This is a genomic window from Aquamicrobium terrae (genome assembly GCF_052978165.1).
In genome coordinates this window covers 1057431-1072136 of sequence record NZ_JBRKLZ010000001.1, presented here as the reverse complement: position 1 = coordinate 1072136, position 14706 = coordinate 1057431, and the positions used below count along the sequence as shown (strand labels likewise).

14 protein-coding genes are annotated in these 14706 nt (G+C 65.5%); 9 read left to right on the top strand and 5 right to left on the bottom strand.

All coding sequences use genetic code 11. The features are described 5' to 3' along the window. Nucleotides 1-6: 6 nt before the first annotated feature. Nucleotides 7-1818, bottom strand: a complete 1812-nt coding sequence (locus ACVCNR_RS05340; protein ID WP_447074038.1) for a DUF1217 domain-containing protein — start codon at nucleotides 1816-1818, stop codon at nucleotides 7-9. A gap of 165 nt (nucleotides 1819-1983) precedes the next feature. Between ACVCNR_RS05340 and motA the strand changes: the two genes are divergently transcribed. Genes motA through ACVCNR_RS05310 form a run of 6 tightly spaced genes read left to right on the top strand, consistent with a single transcriptional unit; the run spans nucleotide 1984 to nucleotide 6826 of the window. Further along, nucleotides 1984-2859 carry a flagellar motor stator protein MotA gene (gene motA / locus ACVCNR_RS05335; protein ID WP_354193993.1) on the top strand — a complete coding sequence of 292 codons (876 nt, stop codon included), beginning with the start codon at nucleotides 1984-1986 and terminating at the stop codon, nucleotides 2857-2859. Between the two features lie 28 nt (nucleotides 2860-2887). Then, a complete protein-coding gene (locus tag ACVCNR_RS05330) occupies nucleotides 2888-3811 on the top strand; it encodes a FliM/FliN family flagellar motor switch protein (protein ID WP_354193994.1) in 924 nt (307 codons plus the stop codon). A 28-nt stretch (nucleotides 3812-3839) separates the two neighbouring features. Further along, nucleotides 3840-4217, top strand: coding sequence for a flagellar motor switch protein FliN (gene fliN / locus ACVCNR_RS05325; protein ID WP_354193995.1), 378 nt, complete (start codon nucleotides 3840-3842; stop codon nucleotides 4215-4217). Between the two features lie 55 nt (nucleotides 4218-4272). Continuing rightward, a complete protein-coding gene (locus tag ACVCNR_RS05320) occupies nucleotides 4273-5289 on the top strand; it encodes a flagellar motor switch protein FliG (RefSeq protein WP_354193996.1) in 1017 nt (338 codons plus the stop codon). Between the two features lie 8 nt (nucleotides 5290-5297). After that, nucleotides 5298-6380 (top strand): flagellar biosynthesis protein FlhB, encoded by a 1083-nt coding sequence (gene flhB, locus ACVCNR_RS05315; RefSeq protein ID WP_354193997.1) that lies wholly within the window; start codon nucleotides 5298-5300, stop codon nucleotides 6378-6380. Beyond that, nucleotides 6377-6826 (top strand): BspJ family T4SS effector nucleomodulin, encoded by a 450-nt coding sequence (locus ACVCNR_RS05310; RefSeq protein WP_354193998.1) that lies wholly within the window; start codon nucleotides 6377-6379, stop codon nucleotides 6824-6826. Before flhB ends, ACVCNR_RS05310 begins: the two co-directional genes overlap by 4 nt. Here the strand turns inward: ACVCNR_RS05310 and ACVCNR_RS05305 are convergent. The 3 genes from ACVCNR_RS05305 to ACVCNR_RS05295 all read right to left on the bottom strand — a co-directional run bounded on the left by ACVCNR_RS05305 (nucleotide 6816) and on the right by ACVCNR_RS05295 (nucleotide 9677). Further along, nucleotides 6816-7577 carry a helix-turn-helix transcriptional regulator gene (locus tag ACVCNR_RS05305; protein WP_447074037.1) on the bottom strand — a complete coding sequence of 254 codons (762 nt, stop codon included), beginning with the start codon at nucleotides 7575-7577 and terminating at the stop codon, nucleotides 6816-6818. The genes ACVCNR_RS05310 and ACVCNR_RS05305 overlap by 11 nt on opposite strands. Then, nucleotides 7574-8302, bottom strand: a complete 729-nt coding sequence (locus ACVCNR_RS05300; protein ID WP_354194000.1) for a helix-turn-helix transcriptional regulator — start codon at nucleotides 8300-8302, stop codon at nucleotides 7574-7576. Before ACVCNR_RS05300 ends, ACVCNR_RS05305 begins: the two co-directional genes overlap by 4 nt. A gap of 343 nt (nucleotides 8303-8645) precedes the next feature. After that, nucleotides 8646-9677 (bottom strand): histone deacetylase family protein, encoded by a 1032-nt coding sequence (locus tag ACVCNR_RS05295; RefSeq protein WP_447074036.1) that lies wholly within the window; start codon nucleotides 9675-9677, stop codon nucleotides 8646-8648. Nucleotides 9678-9780: 103 nt separating this feature from the next. Here ACVCNR_RS05295 and ACVCNR_RS05290 point away from each other — a divergent pair, with 103 nt between their 5' ends. The 3 genes from ACVCNR_RS05290 to amaB all read left to right on the top strand — a co-directional run bounded on the left by ACVCNR_RS05290 (nucleotide 9781) and on the right by amaB (nucleotide 13092). After that, nucleotides 9781-10155, top strand: coding sequence for a YciI family protein (locus ACVCNR_RS05290; RefSeq protein ID WP_354194002.1), 375 nt, complete (start codon nucleotides 9781-9783; stop codon nucleotides 10153-10155). After that, nucleotides 10152-11423, top strand: a complete 1272-nt coding sequence (locus ACVCNR_RS05285) for an RNA polymerase sigma factor (RefSeq protein WP_447074035.1) — start codon at nucleotides 10152-10154, stop codon at nucleotides 11421-11423. Before ACVCNR_RS05290 ends, ACVCNR_RS05285 begins: the two co-directional genes overlap by 4 nt. 154 nt (nucleotides 11424-11577) lie before the next feature. Next, nucleotides 11578-13092, top strand: coding sequence for an L-piperidine-6-carboxylate dehydrogenase (gene amaB, locus ACVCNR_RS05280; RefSeq protein ID WP_447074034.1), 1515 nt, complete (start codon nucleotides 11578-11580; stop codon nucleotides 13090-13092). Nucleotides 13093-13140: 48 nt separating this feature from the next. On the opposite strand, the gene ACVCNR_RS05275 is transcribed toward amaB, so the two are convergent. Beyond that, nucleotides 13141-14553: a helix-turn-helix domain-containing protein gene (locus tag ACVCNR_RS05275; protein ID WP_447074033.1), complete on the bottom strand. Its 1413-nt coding sequence runs from the start codon at nucleotides 14551-14553 to the stop codon at nucleotides 13141-13143. Nucleotides 14554-14706 lie beyond the last annotated feature (153 nt).

Here is a 14706-nt window from a genome sequence, read left to right as displayed (position 1 = left end):
GCGGGCCTATCGTGACCTGAGCTGCTGCATGGCCATCAGCAGGTTGGTCGACACGCCCATCGTGGTGGGCTGCGCAAACAGGATGCTGGCGGCATTCAAGGCTGGCGAAGTGGGGTTGTTGATCTCGTAGAGGCTGGTGAAACGGGTCATGAACTTTGCGAGCTTGGCCGGATCGGCGAAGTCCTCGATCTTCATCTTCGATTCGAACAGCTTCACCTGCCGGTCGATGTCGGCGGCGGCGAAGGATTCCGGCAGGCCGAAGGCGGTGCGCACGACGGTGGCCAGCGCCTTGTCGGCCAGCACCTCGTACCAGTTGGTCAGGCCGGCGGCCTTGCGCTCGAAATAGAGCGCCAGCCGCACGCCTTCATTGCTGTTGCCGGCATCTTCCTCCAGCGTCTGGCGCATGTACTTGTCGACCACGTCCTGCCGGCTTGCATTGTAGGTCGTGGCGCCCTCGCCATGGGCGGTGAAATCGAAGGCCTTGGCGAGCGCGATGTAGCGCTTGTCGCCGGTCTTGTTGGCGAAGCTGGCGGGGTCGGCCTCGCCGCTTTCCAAAACCTTGCGTATGGTGGCCCGGTCTTCCTTGTCGGGGTCGAGCCCGAAAGACGCGATGGCGTAATTATAGAGCCGCTTGTCGGCCATCAGGTCGTCCACCGACTGCACCTTGCCGATATTGGCCTGGTAATAGGCGGTCTCCGCCTGGAACCAGGCGTTGCTCGGCTTGGACAGGCCCAGCTCCGACTTCACCACATAGAAGCGGCCAGTGTCCTGCAGCACCTCGGGGCGCGAGGTTGTCGCCACGCCGTACTCCGCGAAGTTGAAGGCCTTGACGAAGGCGGCATAGCGCTTGTCGGTTTCCTTGTTGGCGGGGCTGGCCGGATCGGCGATGCCGCCCGCCAGCATCTCGCGGATGCGCTGCGGCGATTCCGCATCGGCATCGAGCCCGAACGCGGCCATGGCGACGGTGAGCAGGCGGCGGTCGGACAAGAGGTCGCTGATCGAGGTCACCTTGGAGATGTTCTGGGCGTAGTAGGTGGCTTCGGCGGCGATGTGGTCCGCATCGGTCTTGATGAGCAGCAGGCCGGATTCGTCCATGAAGGCCTTGGGCACGCCCCGCAGCACCTCGTCGCGCAGGGTTGCCTGGTCGCCATGAGCGGCGAAATCGAAGGCCGCGACGAGTTTGGCGTAGCGCTTGTCGGGATGGCGGTTGGCCGGGCTGTCGGGATCGGAGATGCCGCCTTCCAGCATCTGGCGGATGCGATCCGGCGATTCGGTCTCGGCATCGAGGCCGAAAGCGGTCATGGCATAGTCGAGCAGCCGCTCATTGCCCATCAGGTCGTCGATCGACTTCACCGAGGTGACGTTGGCCAGGAAATAGGAGGTTTCCGGTTCCGCGAAGGTGAAGCCTTCCTGCACCGGGCCGAGTTCGAACTGGAGCGCGAAGTTCTTCACCACGCCTTGCTTCGCCTGGCTGTAGACGGTCGCCTCCTCGCCATATTTTGCGAAATTGAAGGCGGCGACGAACTCGGCGTAGCGCTTGTCGGTCAGCTTGTTGGCGAAGCTGTCGGGATCGGTCACGCCTTCCTTCAGCGCCTTGACCATGAAGGCCTTGGCGTAGCTCATGTCCTGGAGGCCGAACGCCTTCATGGCGTATTTGAACAGCCGGTCGTCCTTCACGAACTCGTCGATGGAGCGGACCTTGCCGATATTGTCGAGGTAATACTTCGTCTCGCGGTCGACCATCGGCTGGCGCTCGATGCGATCGATCGCCTTGGGTATGTCCCGCGCAATCAGCTGGTAACTGATGTAAGTGTTCAAAACGACATGCCTCCGGCCGAAGCTGCATGCCGAGAATAGGCCTACTTCCTTGCGCGAAACTGAATCGGGTTCCGGTCGCGCGATCCAAGCCTCACGCGATTCAAGCCTCACACAAGGCACGCGCGCTATTCAAATTGCCTGATGTGAGAAGCGGAAGGACGGATAGTGGGCATTCTGATCGGATTTGTGGTCACGCTCGGCTGCGTTCTCGGCGGCTTCATGGCCATGGGCGGTCACCTTCATGTGCTCATGCAGCCCTGGGAACTGGTCATCATCGGCGGCGCTGCGCTCGGCGCCTTCCTCGTCGCCAATCCGATGAAGACGGTGAAGGACACCGGCCGCGCCATCCTCGAGGCCATCAAGCAGTCCGTGCCGAAGGAGCGCGAATATCTGGAGACGCTGGGGGTGCTGCACAGCCTGATGCGCGAATTGCGCTCAAAGTCGCGCAGCGAGGTCGAGGCCCATATCGACAACCCCGAGGAATCGGCGATCTTCCAGGCCTTCCCGACGGTTCTGCAGAACAAGGACCTCACCAATTTCATCTGCGACTATTGCCGCATCATCATCATCGGCAATGCCCGTCCCCATGAGATCGAGGCGCTGATGGACGAGGAGATCCAGACCATCCGCGCCGACAAGCTCAAGGCCTATCATGCCATGGTCGCCGTGGGCGACGGCTTGCCGGCGCTCGGCATCGTGGCGGCGGTTCTGGGCGTGGTGAAGGCGATGGGCGCGCTCGACCAGTCGCCGGAAATCCTCGGCGGGCTGATCGGCGCCGCGCTGGTCGGCACCTTCCTCGGCATCTTCCTGTCCTATGCCATCGTCGGGCCGGTGGCGTCCAAGATCAAGTCGGTGCGCGAGAAGAAGAACCGCCTTTACATCATCGTGAAGCAGACGCTGCTGGCCTATATGAACGGGTCGCTGCCGCAGGTGGCCATCGAGTTCGGCCGCAAGACCATTTCCTCGTACGACCGGCCGTCCATCGATGCCGTCGAGCAGAGCACGATGAACGCGGTCATCGCCGAGAAGAAGGCGGCGTGACGGCCATGACGGCGTGCGGAACAGTTCCATGACCGGTCCGGCGAGCCCCTCGGGCACCCGCTCCCTGATCATCGAGCGCCTGCTCGGCGACAGCGGCGACGCCGGGCAGGTGATCGGCGCCGGCCGGTCCATGGCCGAGCGCGCGCTGCCGCTGGTCATGAAGCGGCTGGCCGAGGAGATCGGCGCGCCGGTGCGTGTCGACCTTCAGGCCGTCGAGGTTTCGCGCGTCGCCGAGGCGCGCTCGCGGTCCGGCGAGAGCTTCGCCATGACCATCGTCGCTTCGAGCATATCCTCCGACGCCATGACGCTGGTGATGGATGCGCCAGCCGTCTCCGTCATGGTCTGCGCGCTGTTCGGCGGCGATCTCGACCAGCCGGTCGCGGCGATCGAACGCGACTTCTCCCATGTCGAAATCGACGTGGCGACCCTGGTGTTCCAGCAATTCGCCGACATTCTCAACGGCACCGGCCGCCGCTCGCTCGATCTCAAGCTGCCGGTGCCGCGCGCCATGGCCGGCCTCGAAGCGCGGCGGCGGGTGCTGCGCGACGGCCCGGCGGTGTGCATCGTCTTCGCCCTTTCGACGCCCACCGACAGCGGCACCGTGGCGATCACCATTCCGCAGCGCGTGCTTCTGGCGCGCAACGCCGTCGAGGCCGACGCCGAGGACACATCGCGCTGGCAAGCGCATTTCTCCGAGGAGGTGATGCGCTCGGCCATCACGCTGCAGGCGACGATGCCGCTGACCCGGCTCACGCTCGGGCAACTGGCCGGCCTGCGCGTCGGCGACGTACTCGAGCTTGGCGACATGGCGCAGACCCAGGCGCAGCTTGCGGCACGGGACCGCACGCTGTTCGTCTGCGAATTCGGCAAGCTCGGCCAGAACTACACGGTGCGTATCAAGCAGCCCTACGACGACGCCCAGGATTTCATGGACGGGCTGCTGCCGGGTTGATCCGGCGGGACGACAGGAGAAGACCACTATGAACCAGGCCAAGGCGGAAGCCGTGAGCGAAGTCCCGGACGAACAGCTCGACCGGGCCATCGAGGAATTGCGCGGCGTGCTCCAGCAGGAGGAAAAGCGCCCGCAGGACGAGGCTGCCGGCGCCTCCAACAGCAGCATCATCATGGACATTCCCGTCGACGTGCAGATCGTGCTCGGCAGCACCGAAATGTCGGTGTCGGAACTGATGACCCTGCAAAAGGGCTCCACCGTGGCGCTCGACCGCCGCATCGGCGAGCCCATCGACGTGGTGGTCAACGGGCGGCGCATTGCGCGGGGCGAGATCACCGTGCTGGAAGGCGATTCCTCGCGCTTCGCCATTCGCCTGACCGAGATCATCACCGCCAAGGGCGCCTGACATTGCGAGTGGCCGGGCAAATGGCTGGCATGGGCCGGAAGCAGGGGAGAGCCGCATGACGACATCGCTGACGCTGACCCGGCCGCAGAAGGCGGCGGCGATCCTTGTGGCGATGGGCAAGCCGGCCGCCGGTCGCCTGCTCAAGTTCTTCAAGCAGGAGGAACTGAAGGCGCTGATCGAAGCCGCGCGCATGCTGCGCACCATTCCGCAGGCCGATCTCGAAAAGATCGTGGCGGAGTTCGAGGCCGAATTCACCGAAGGTGCCGGCCTGCTCGATTCGGCCGACAAGATGGACACGCTGCTCAGCGAAACGCTGTCGCCGGAGGAAGTCAGCGCCATCATGGAAGGCCGGCAGAAGAAGCCGGACACCGGGCCCTTGCCCGTCTGGCCCCAGGTGGAGCAGCTCGAGCCGATGCGCATCGGCGGCTTCCTTGCCGGCGAGCATCCGCAGACCGGGGCGCTGATCCTGTCGAAACTGTCGTCGCAGCTTGCCGCCCAGGTGCTGCTCACGCTGGAAAAGCCGCTGCGCAGCGAGATCATGAAGCGCATGGTGACCATGGCCAGCGCGCCGCAGGCGGCGATGCGGCTGGTGGAGAACCAGATCCGCACGCGCCTGCTCGACGGCTCCTCCTCCAAGGACACATCGACGGGCCAGGCAAGGCTGGCCAGCGTGCTGAACGAAATGGACAAGACGCAGCTCGACGAGGTGATCCAGGACCTGGAGGCCGTGGGGACGCCCGATCTCGCCGGCGTCAAGGCGCGGGTGTTCTCCTTCGACGACATGCATCTTCTGTCCCAGAAGGCGCGGGTGCTGGTCTTCGACGGCATGTCGACCGACGTCATCACGTTGGCGCTGCGGGGCGCGCCGGAAGAACTGGTCGAGGCCGTGCTTTCGGCCATCGGCGCCCGGTCGCGGCGGATGATCGAATCCGAGCTTTCCACGGGTTCGGAAGGCATCGCGCTGGCCGACATCATGCAGGCACGCAAGACGGTCGCCTCGGCCACTGTGCGTCTCTCGCGCGAAGGCGCGTTCGAGTTGCCGGGCGCGCAGGCGGCTGCCGAAGCGGCATAGCCTGAGCCATGTCCGAGGGCGTCGACAAGGACTCCAAAACCGAGGAAGCGACCGAGAAGAAGATCCGCGACACCGTCGAAAAGGGCAAGCTGCCCCATTCGAAGGAAACCGCGATCTTCTCCTCCTTCGTCGCCATTCTCGCCTTTACCGTCTTCTATGCGCGCGACGCGGCCGTGGAGCTGGGCGTCTTCCTGTCCCTGTTCCTTGAAAAGCCGGATGCCTGGCCCATGGCCAACGAGACGGACATCATCGCGCTGTATCGCAGCGTGATGATGGAGATCGGCCGGGCGGTGGCCGCCCTGCTGGTGCTTCTGGTGATAGCCGGGATCGTCGGCTCGGTCGCGCAGAACATGCCCCGCTTCGTCGGCGAGCGCATTCGCCCCCAGGCGTCGCGCATCTCCCTCGCGCAGGGGTGGAAGCGCATGTTCGGCGTGCAGGGCTTCGTTGAATTCCTCAAGTCCGTCGCCAAGGTCGGCTTCGCCATCCTCGTTCTGGTGATCGCGCTGTCCGACAGTGTCGGGCGCCTGCTGGCCGGCATGCTCACCAACCCGGTCGAGTTCGGCAGCGTGATCCGCGGCTTCGCGGTCGACATCCTGGTGGTGATCGTCTTCGTCATGGGCGCGATCGCGGCTGCTGACTTCATCTGGCAGCGTTTCCACTGGAAGCAGGACCTGCGCATGACGCGCCAGGAAGTGAAGGACGAGCTGAAACAGTCCGAAGGCGACCCGATCGTGAAGTCGCGCATCCGTTCCGTGGCGCGTGACAGGGCGCGCCGGCGCATGATGGCGGCGGTGCCGCGCGCCACGCTGGTGATCGCCAACCCGACCCACTACGCCATCGCGCTCAAATATGTGCGCGAGGAGGATTCCGCGCCCGTGGTGCTGGCCAAGGGGCAGGACCTCGTGGCGCTCAAGATCCGCGAGCTTGCCGAGGCGAACGGCATTCCGGTTTTCGAGGACGTCGCGCTCGCCCGCTCCATGTACAAGCAAGTTTCGGTGGATAGCGTGATACCGCAGCAATTCTATCAGGCCGTCGCCGAACTGGTGCGGATCGTCTATTCCAACAAGGCCAAGCGCCGGCAGGTGACATGATAAGGCAGCCACACGCAGAGACACGCGAAAGCATCGTGGCCCATGCCATCGAACAGGTGGTGGGCGAGTTGCGCCTGGTTGACGTGGCCGACTACATCGCCTTCATCCGGCTGGAGCATTTCGCCTGCCTGTCCGATCTGGTGGATTCGGCGGCCGAACTCTATTTCATGCCCGGAACCCTCAAGCTCGGCCATGGCGGCGAGGCCTATGTGGACTGGAGCGGCAGCCCGCGCATCGTGCTCGACCTCGAGCTGCGGCCGACGGGCGTCACCGTCTATTTTCAGCTCACGCTGGAGGAACAACAGGCTTCGGTGGTGGTGAACTATGTCGCCTTCGAGAAGCCGCGCGAGGACCCGCAGTCCAACACCGCGCTGCTGCGCCAGGTGATCGAGCAGGCCCGCATCAGGCCGACCGAGGCGATCGACCTCGACCGCGCTATTCGATGAGGCCGAGCCGGAGCGCCTTGGCCACGGCCTGGGTGCGGCTGACGGCGTTCAGCTTCTGCACCGACTGGGTGAGATACTGGTTGGTGGTGTGCACCGACAGCTTGAGCAGGCGTGCGATCTCCTCGCTCGTATAGCCGTTGGCCGTCAGCTTGAGGCATTCCAGCTCGCGCCGGGTCATCGCCCGTGCCGGGCCGGCATGGCCGGGGCGCAGGCGGGTGAGCGCGGCAAACAGCGAGAAGCAGCGGCCGTGGATGTCGTAGAGCATGTCCTGCGCCAGCGTGATCCGCTCTCCGGCGAAGACCGCGAGCCCGCACTGGTTGCGCTCGGCATGGACGGGGAAGGCGATGCCGCAGGTTCCCTCTGCCAAGGGTGAAATGCGCCTCGTCCATGACAGGCTGCCGAGCGCCGTCGCAGCCGGAGTGTCCTCGCCGGCGCTCCACCACAGCGGCTCGGTCGAGGCGCGGACATGGCGCACGACCTGCTCGTCGTCGGTGGCTATCTTCTTCGAGAAGTCGACGGCCGGATAGTCGGAATCGAGGCACGGCACCAGCCGGGCCCGTTCCTGCACCGAGGGAACGAGCAAAAGCGCGAAGGAATCCGCGTTGATGTCAAGGGCGATCCATCGGCAGCGGCGCACGGCATCGGCGAAGGTCAGCGCATGGCTGCCGCCTTGCGGGCCGAAGGCGCCGAACGGACCGGGCTGGTCGTTCGGCGGCGTACCGGCGTGCTGGTTGACGGCTGCGTGGATCAAATGATGCCGCTCCTGATCGCCGTGGCGATGGCCATGGCCCGGTTGCTGGCGGAGAATTTCTGGATGGCGTGGGTGATGTAGCTGTTTACCGTATTGGAGGACACGCCGAGGATAACGGCCACCTCATCCGTGGTCTTGCCCTCGGAAACCCAGAACAGGCACTCGCGCTCGCGGTCGGAAAGCGGGTCCTCGGCTGCGCCCTGCGCGACGAGGTCGGGAATGCGCGACAGCGCGTAGCAGCACTCGAACTGGGCGCGGGCCAGCGCGGAAAGGTCGATTTGCCCGGCCTGTTCGGACGACAGCAGCATGAACAGGCGCTGGCGCCCGACATTGAGGCCAAGCGAATAGATTTCGCCGTGGCCGAGCACGTCCAGAAGACGCGCTTCCTCGCCGTTGATCAGCGCTCCGGTTCCCGGCGCCGCGCCGGCGATCAACGCCGTGGGGCGCATGCCCGGCGTGGCGGCCCAGGGGCCTTGCGCCAGGGTCGCGATGAGTTGGCGTCCGATCAGCTCAATGGTGTCGAACTGCCAGTTGGAGGCGACGATGCGTGCCTGGTTGCGGGCTTCCCCGTGCATGATGGCGACCAGCATATAGCTGTCGGCACCGACATTTTCGGTCATGCCCGCGAGGAAGCCGGTGAGGTCGCCGCGCGAGGCGAGGCGGTTCGCCAAAGTGCGGATGCCCGAGGAGGATGCGGTGCCTGAGGAGGATGCGGGACTGTCCATCGCGGTTTTCTGGCCGGAATCCATCATTGTCCGCCGCAGGAGGGAGGCCCGCGGCAGGGTGGGTACGCATCACATTCACGAAGGAACGCGTATGGTTTGGGAACGCAAATGCCGGAAAACACAAGAGTGCCGACGACACCCGATCGGACGAATCCGTCAGGGAACGCGAAAGCCATCGCGTCTTGCCTCGGGCTGCTGTCCCCGAAACGTCAGACTTGTGATTGCCCGCCTCGCCCCCGAAGGATCGGCTGATTCGGGTTAAATCTACCCTCACTCGAATCCGACATCAAATGAGAATTGACAAAACTTCGATTCGGAGTCCGTTCGCGACTCGCGGCGGTACTCAGCCGCCCTCGAAACCGGTCAGGACACCGACGGTGTTGATGCCGATTTCCTCCACCGCATAGCCGCCTTCCATCACGAACAGGGTGGGCAGGCTGAGCCCGGCGATGCGCCGGCCGATCAGCGGATAGTCGCTGCTTTTCAGCTTGAACTCGCTGATCGGGTCCTTCTCGAACGTATCGACGCCCAGCGAGACGATGACTGCGTCCGGTCCGTAATCGGTGATCCCTGCGCAGGCGTCGTCGAGGGCCGCGCTCCAGCGTTCCCAGGTGGTTCCGGCCGGCATCGGGTAGTTGTGGTTAAACCCCTCGCCGGCATCTTGCCCGCGCTCGTCGGCATGGCCGAGGAAGAAGGGATATTCGGTCAGCGGATCGCAGTGCAGGTTGAGCACCTGCACGTCGCCCCGCGCATAGAAGATTTCCTGCGTGCCGTTGCCATGGTGATAGTCGACGTCGAGGATGCTGACCCGCGCCGCGCCCTGGTCCCGGAACCATTGGGCGGCGACGGCGGCATTGTTGATGTAGCAATAGCCGCCCATGAAGGCGGAGCCGGTATGGTGGCCCGGCGGCCGGCGGAGCGCGAAGGCGGCGCGCTCGCCGTTGTTCACCAGCGCGGCGGCGGTCAGCGCGACGTCGTAGGACGATTTGATCGCGTCCCATGTGCCCTGCACGAACGGCGCGCCGCCGTCGAAGGAGTAGAAGCCCAGCCGGGCTTCGATGGCGTGGGGCCTGACGTCGCCGCGCAGGCCGCGCGTCGGCCACACGAAAGGCAGCGCCGGGCCGCTATGGCCCGCCGCCTCCCAGGCGGACCAGACCGTGGGCAGGAAATCGATGTAGTCGGCCGCATGCACCCGTTTGGCCGCCGAAAGGTCATGCGCCTCGGGCGGCAGGATCGGCCCCAGTCTTTCGCTTTCCACCCGCGCCTTGATGAATTCGGCCCGCGACGGCTTCTCGAAGCCGGGGACCAGTTCCCCCGCGACCAGTTCCAGCGTGTCGGAATGGCCGGCATGCAGCGGCGAGAATATGGTTTTCATGCGATCCTTCCCCTCGGGACACCTGCTTTCCAGAAAATTATCGACGCCATGTCGGGAGCGACCTAACTTTCCCGTCCTTTGATGAGAAGTGAAAGGCCTTCCGATGCTGTATGCCATACTTTGTTACGCCTCCGAGGATGTCGTCTCCGGCTGGAGCAAGGAACAGGACGACGCCGTCATGGCCAAGCTCGCCGCCGTGCAGGAGAAATATGCCCGTGCCGGCAAGCTCGGTCCCGTCGCCCGGCTGTTGCCGACCACCGCCGCGACCACGTTGCGCAAGGTGAAGGGCGAGCCGGTGGTGATCGACGGACCGTTCGCGGAAACCAAGGAGCAGTTCCTCGGCTTCTACACGGTGGACTGCGCCGATCTCGACGAGGCGGTGCAGTTCGCGCGCGAGATTTCGGACGTAAACCCGAGCGGCGGCTCCTATGAGATCCGGCCCGTCGGCGTGCTCAACCCGGTCAAGGCCACGATATGAACGATGCCGAATGGATCAGCGCGGCACTTGCAGCGGCCCGGCCCAAGGCCATGGGCGCGCTGCTGCGCTATTTCCGCGACCTTGACACGGCCGAGGAGGCGTTTCAGGACGCCTGCCTCCGGGCGCTGAAGAACTGGCCGCAGAACGGGCCGCCGCGCGATCCTGCCGCCTGGCTGATCCTTGTCGGGCGCAACAGCGGCATCGATGCGGTGCGCAAGCGCAGCCGGCAGGCCGAAATGCCGGACGAGGACAAGATTTCCGATCTCGAGGACGCCGAAACCGATATCGCCGACCGGCTCGACGGCGCCCATTATCGGGACGACATCCTGCGGCTCCTGTTCGTCTGCTGCCATCCCGACCTGCCGGCCACGCAGCAGATCGCGCTGGCGCTGCGCATCGTCTCGGGCCTCAGCGTGCGGCAGATCGCGCGCGCCTTCCTGGTGAGCGAGGCCGCCATGGAGCAGCGCATCACGCGGGCCAAGGCACGCATCGCCGCTGCCGGCATTCCCTTCGAGACGCCGGGGCCGGTGGAGCGGGCCGAGCGGCTCGCCTCGGTGGCGGCCATGCTCTATCTGGTCTTCAACGAGGGCTATTCGGCGGGCAGCGGCGAAGCGGAAGCGCGCGGTGCGCTGTGCGACGAGGCGATAAGGCTGGCGCGGCTCCTGCTGCGCCTGTTCCAGACGGAGCCCGAGATCATGGGACTGACGGCGCTGATGCTGCTGCAGCATGCACGCACGCCGGCCCGCTTCGATGCCGATGGCGAGATCGTGCTGCTGGAGGACCAGGACCGCAGCCTGTGGCACCCCAAGATGATCGACGAGGGGCTGGCGCTGGTCGACAAGGCGCTGCGCCATTGGAAGCCCGGCCCCTATCAGGTGCAGGCGGCGATTGCGGCGCTGCATGCCCGCGCCAGGCGGGCCGAGGACACCGATTGGGGCGAGATCGACCTGCTCTATGGCCTTCTGGAGCGCCTGCAGCCTTCGCCGGTGGTGACGCTGAACCGCGCCGTGGCCGTGTCCAAGGTGGAGGGGCCGGAGGCGGCGCTCGCCATGGTCGAGCCGCTGGAGGAGCGGCTCTCCGGCTATTTCCATTTCCACGGCCTGCGCGGCGGCCTGCTCATGCAGCTCGGCCGCAGCGAGGAGGCGCGCATCGCTTTCGACCGCGCCATCGCGCTGGCCAATACACCTGCCGAGGCTGCCCATATCCGCCGCCATATCGACCGCCTGGCCAGCAAGGCCACCGCACCCCAGGCCGCAAGCCGCCGCTGATCTGGTTCAATTCCCGGTTCCCGCCTTGGTCCATGGCGGGGTGGCGGAATCGTGCCGGAGACGTTAAGTCATGGACAAAATCCCTGACCGTGCGGGGCAGGGGCAGGGCGGCCGTCGGGGCCGTCGAACATGGTTTCGTTCCGGAAGGTGATTTATGTCCATAGCGAAAGAAACTGGCGAGCTGCTTTCGAAGCTCGGCGTGTCGGGTTCGGCCCTGTCGGGCGGCGAGCTTGTGGTGAAGAGCCCGGTGACGGGCGAGGAGATCGCGGGGGTCGCGCAGGTGTCCGGCGCGGATGCGGGCAAGGCGATCGATGCCGCCCATGCGGCGTTCCTGAAATGGCGCTTGGTGCCGGCCCCGCGTCGCGGCGAGCTGGTGCGACTCTTGGGCGAGGAACTGCGCGCCCACAAGGAAGAACTCGGCCGGCTGGTGTCGATCGAGGTCGGCAAGATCCCGTCCGAGGGACTGGGTGAAGTGCAGGAGATGATCGACATCTGCGACTTCGCCGTCGGTCTTTCCCGCCAGCTCTACGGCCTGACCATCGCCACCGAGCGTTCCGGCCACCGCATGATGGAAACCTGGCATCCGCTCGGCGTGGTCGGCGTGATCTCGGCTTTCAACTTCCCGGTCGCCGTGTGGTCGTGGAATGCGGCGCTGGCGCTGGTGTGCGGCGACAGTGTGGTGTGGAAGCCATCGGAAAAGACCCCGCTGACCGCGCTCGCCTGCGAGGCGATCTTCGCCCGTGCGGTCAAGCGCTTCGGCGACGATGCGCCGGAGGGGCTGCTCAAGGTGCTGATCGGCGGTGCCGATGCCGGCGAGGCGCTAGTCGATCATGCCAAGGTGCCGCTGGTGTCGGCGACCGGCTCGACGCGCATGGGCCGCGCGGTCGGCCCGCGCCTGGCCGGCCGCTTCGCCCGCGCCATTCTGGAGCTTGGCGGCAACAATGCCGGTATCGTCTGTCCCTCGGCCGATCTCGACATGGCGCTGCGCGCCATCGCCTTCGGGGCCATGGGCACGGCCGGCCAGCGCTGCACCACGCTGCGCCGCCTGTTCGTGCATGAGAGCGTCTACGACCAGATCGTGCCGCGGCTGAAGAAGGCCTATGAAAGCGTTTCCGTCGGCAATCCGCTGGAGGGCAAGGCGCTGGTCGGGCCGCTGATCGACAAATCCGCCTTCGACAACATGCAGAAGGCGCTCGAAGCGGCCAAGGCCGCCGGCGGTTCCGTGACGGGCGGCGCCCGCGTCGAGACCGATCATGCCGGGGCTTACTATGTGCGCCCGGCCATCGTGGAGATGCCGTCCCAGACAGGCCCGGTTCTGGAAGAGACCTTCGCGCCGATCCTCTATGTGATGAAATATGCCGATTTCGACGATGCGCTCGCCCAGCACAACGCGGTAGGGGCCGGCCTGTCGTCGTCGATCTTCACGCGCGACCTTCAGGAGGCGGAGCGCTTCCTGTCGGCCGAAGGCTCGGACTGCGGCATCGCCAATGTCAATATCGGCACGTCGGGCGCCGAGATCGGCGGGGCGTTCGGTGGCGAGAAGGAGACCGGCGGCGGGCGCGAAAGCGGCTCCGATGCCTGGAAGGCCTATATGCGCCGCGCCACCAACACCATCAACTACTCCAAGGCCCTGCCGCTGGCGCAAGGCGTGTCCTTCGACATCGACTGAGCGGCTGATGGCCGACAACGGGAAAGGCGGTGCCCGGCACCGCCTTTTTCATTCGAGCCGGTAGGGCACCGGCGGGCGCAGATCGTGATCGACCCGCAGCCGCCGCTTGAAGGGCGGCGTCGCGCGCTGGTCGCAATTGGCGCGCTCGCAGATGCGGCAGGAAATGCCGATCGGATCGAAGGCGGCGCGGTTGGTCAGGTCGAGCCCGTCCGCATAGACGAAGTCGCCGGCATAGGCGACCTCGCAGCCGAGCGCGATGGCGTAGCGGCGGCGCGAGGCGTTGAAGCCGCCGCCCGACTTGGCGATTTCGGTGGCCACGCACAGATAGCGTACCCCGTCCGGCGTCTCGGCCAGTTGCCGGATGATGCGGCCGGGCATCTCGAAGGACTGGTGCACGTTCCACAAGGGGCAGGCGGCGCCGAAGCGGGCGAATTGCAGCTTGGCGGCGCTGTGGCGCTTGGTGATGTTGCCGGCCCGGTCGAAGCGCGCGAAGAACACCGGCACGCCCTTCGTGCCGGGGCGCTGCAAGCTGGAGAGGCGGTGCGCCACCTGTTCGAGGCTGGCGCCGAAGCGGGCGGCGAGCAGTTCCAGATCGTGGCGCAACTCGCGCGCGGCGGTGAGGAAGGCCTGGTAGGGCAGGGTGACGGCCCCGGCGAAATAGTTGCGCAGGCCGATGCGGCAGATCTCGACCGATTCCGGCGAGCGGAATTCGGCCCGGCGGGCGATGGCGTCGATCTCGGTCTTCAGTTCCAGTGCCGCCACCTGATAGGCCATCTGGAAGCTGCGCGTCGCGGCCGGCGAATAGGCATTGAGATAGAGAAGCTTCGAGGCGGGATCGTAGCGGCGCAGAACGTCCTCGCCCTCGGCCGTTTTCAGGATGCGCACGCCGTGCCGCTTTTCCAGATGCGCGGCCAGCGCGGCGCCGGCCTCGCGCTCGCGAATGCCGATCGACTGCGCCAGCTTCTCGCCGGCCATGTCGATCTCATGGATGTAGTTGTCCATGAAGTGGAAGAAGTCGCGCACCTCCTCATAGGGCGTTGGTTCGGCAAAGGCATTGGTGCGCGACATCTGGTCGTCGAAGCCGGCCAGCTGCTCGCTGTTGCGGCGATAGGCCTGGTGGCAGGCGATCAGCGCATGGGCGAGCCCCGGCGCGTTCTGCACCACAAGCTTCAGTTCCTGCGTGCTGGGCGAATAGGTCTCGAACAGCGGGTCGGTCAGCGCTTCCGAAAGCGCCGAAAGCAGGCGGTCGCTGCTCCCGGCCGAAAGCTCGGACATTTCGATCTGGAATTTTTCGGCCAGCGCCAGAAGCACGGTCGCCGAAACCGGACGCTGGTTGTTCTCGATCTGGTTGAGATAGCTGGTCGAAATGCCGAGCCGCTGGGCGAAGGCGGCTTGCGTGTGGCCATGGGCAAGGCGGGACTCGCGCACCTTGCGGCCGATATAGAGCTTGCCTGTTGTCATGTTCGCATTTTTACAATTCGCAATTTGCAAATTTCTACACTATGCAATTCCACCTGTTCCAGCATTTTCTTGAGCTCGCCTTCGCACTAGGGACAAGGTGAAGGAAGCCGGCTCACACCGGCGAGGGAGAGGCCATGCCCGCATATCTTTTCG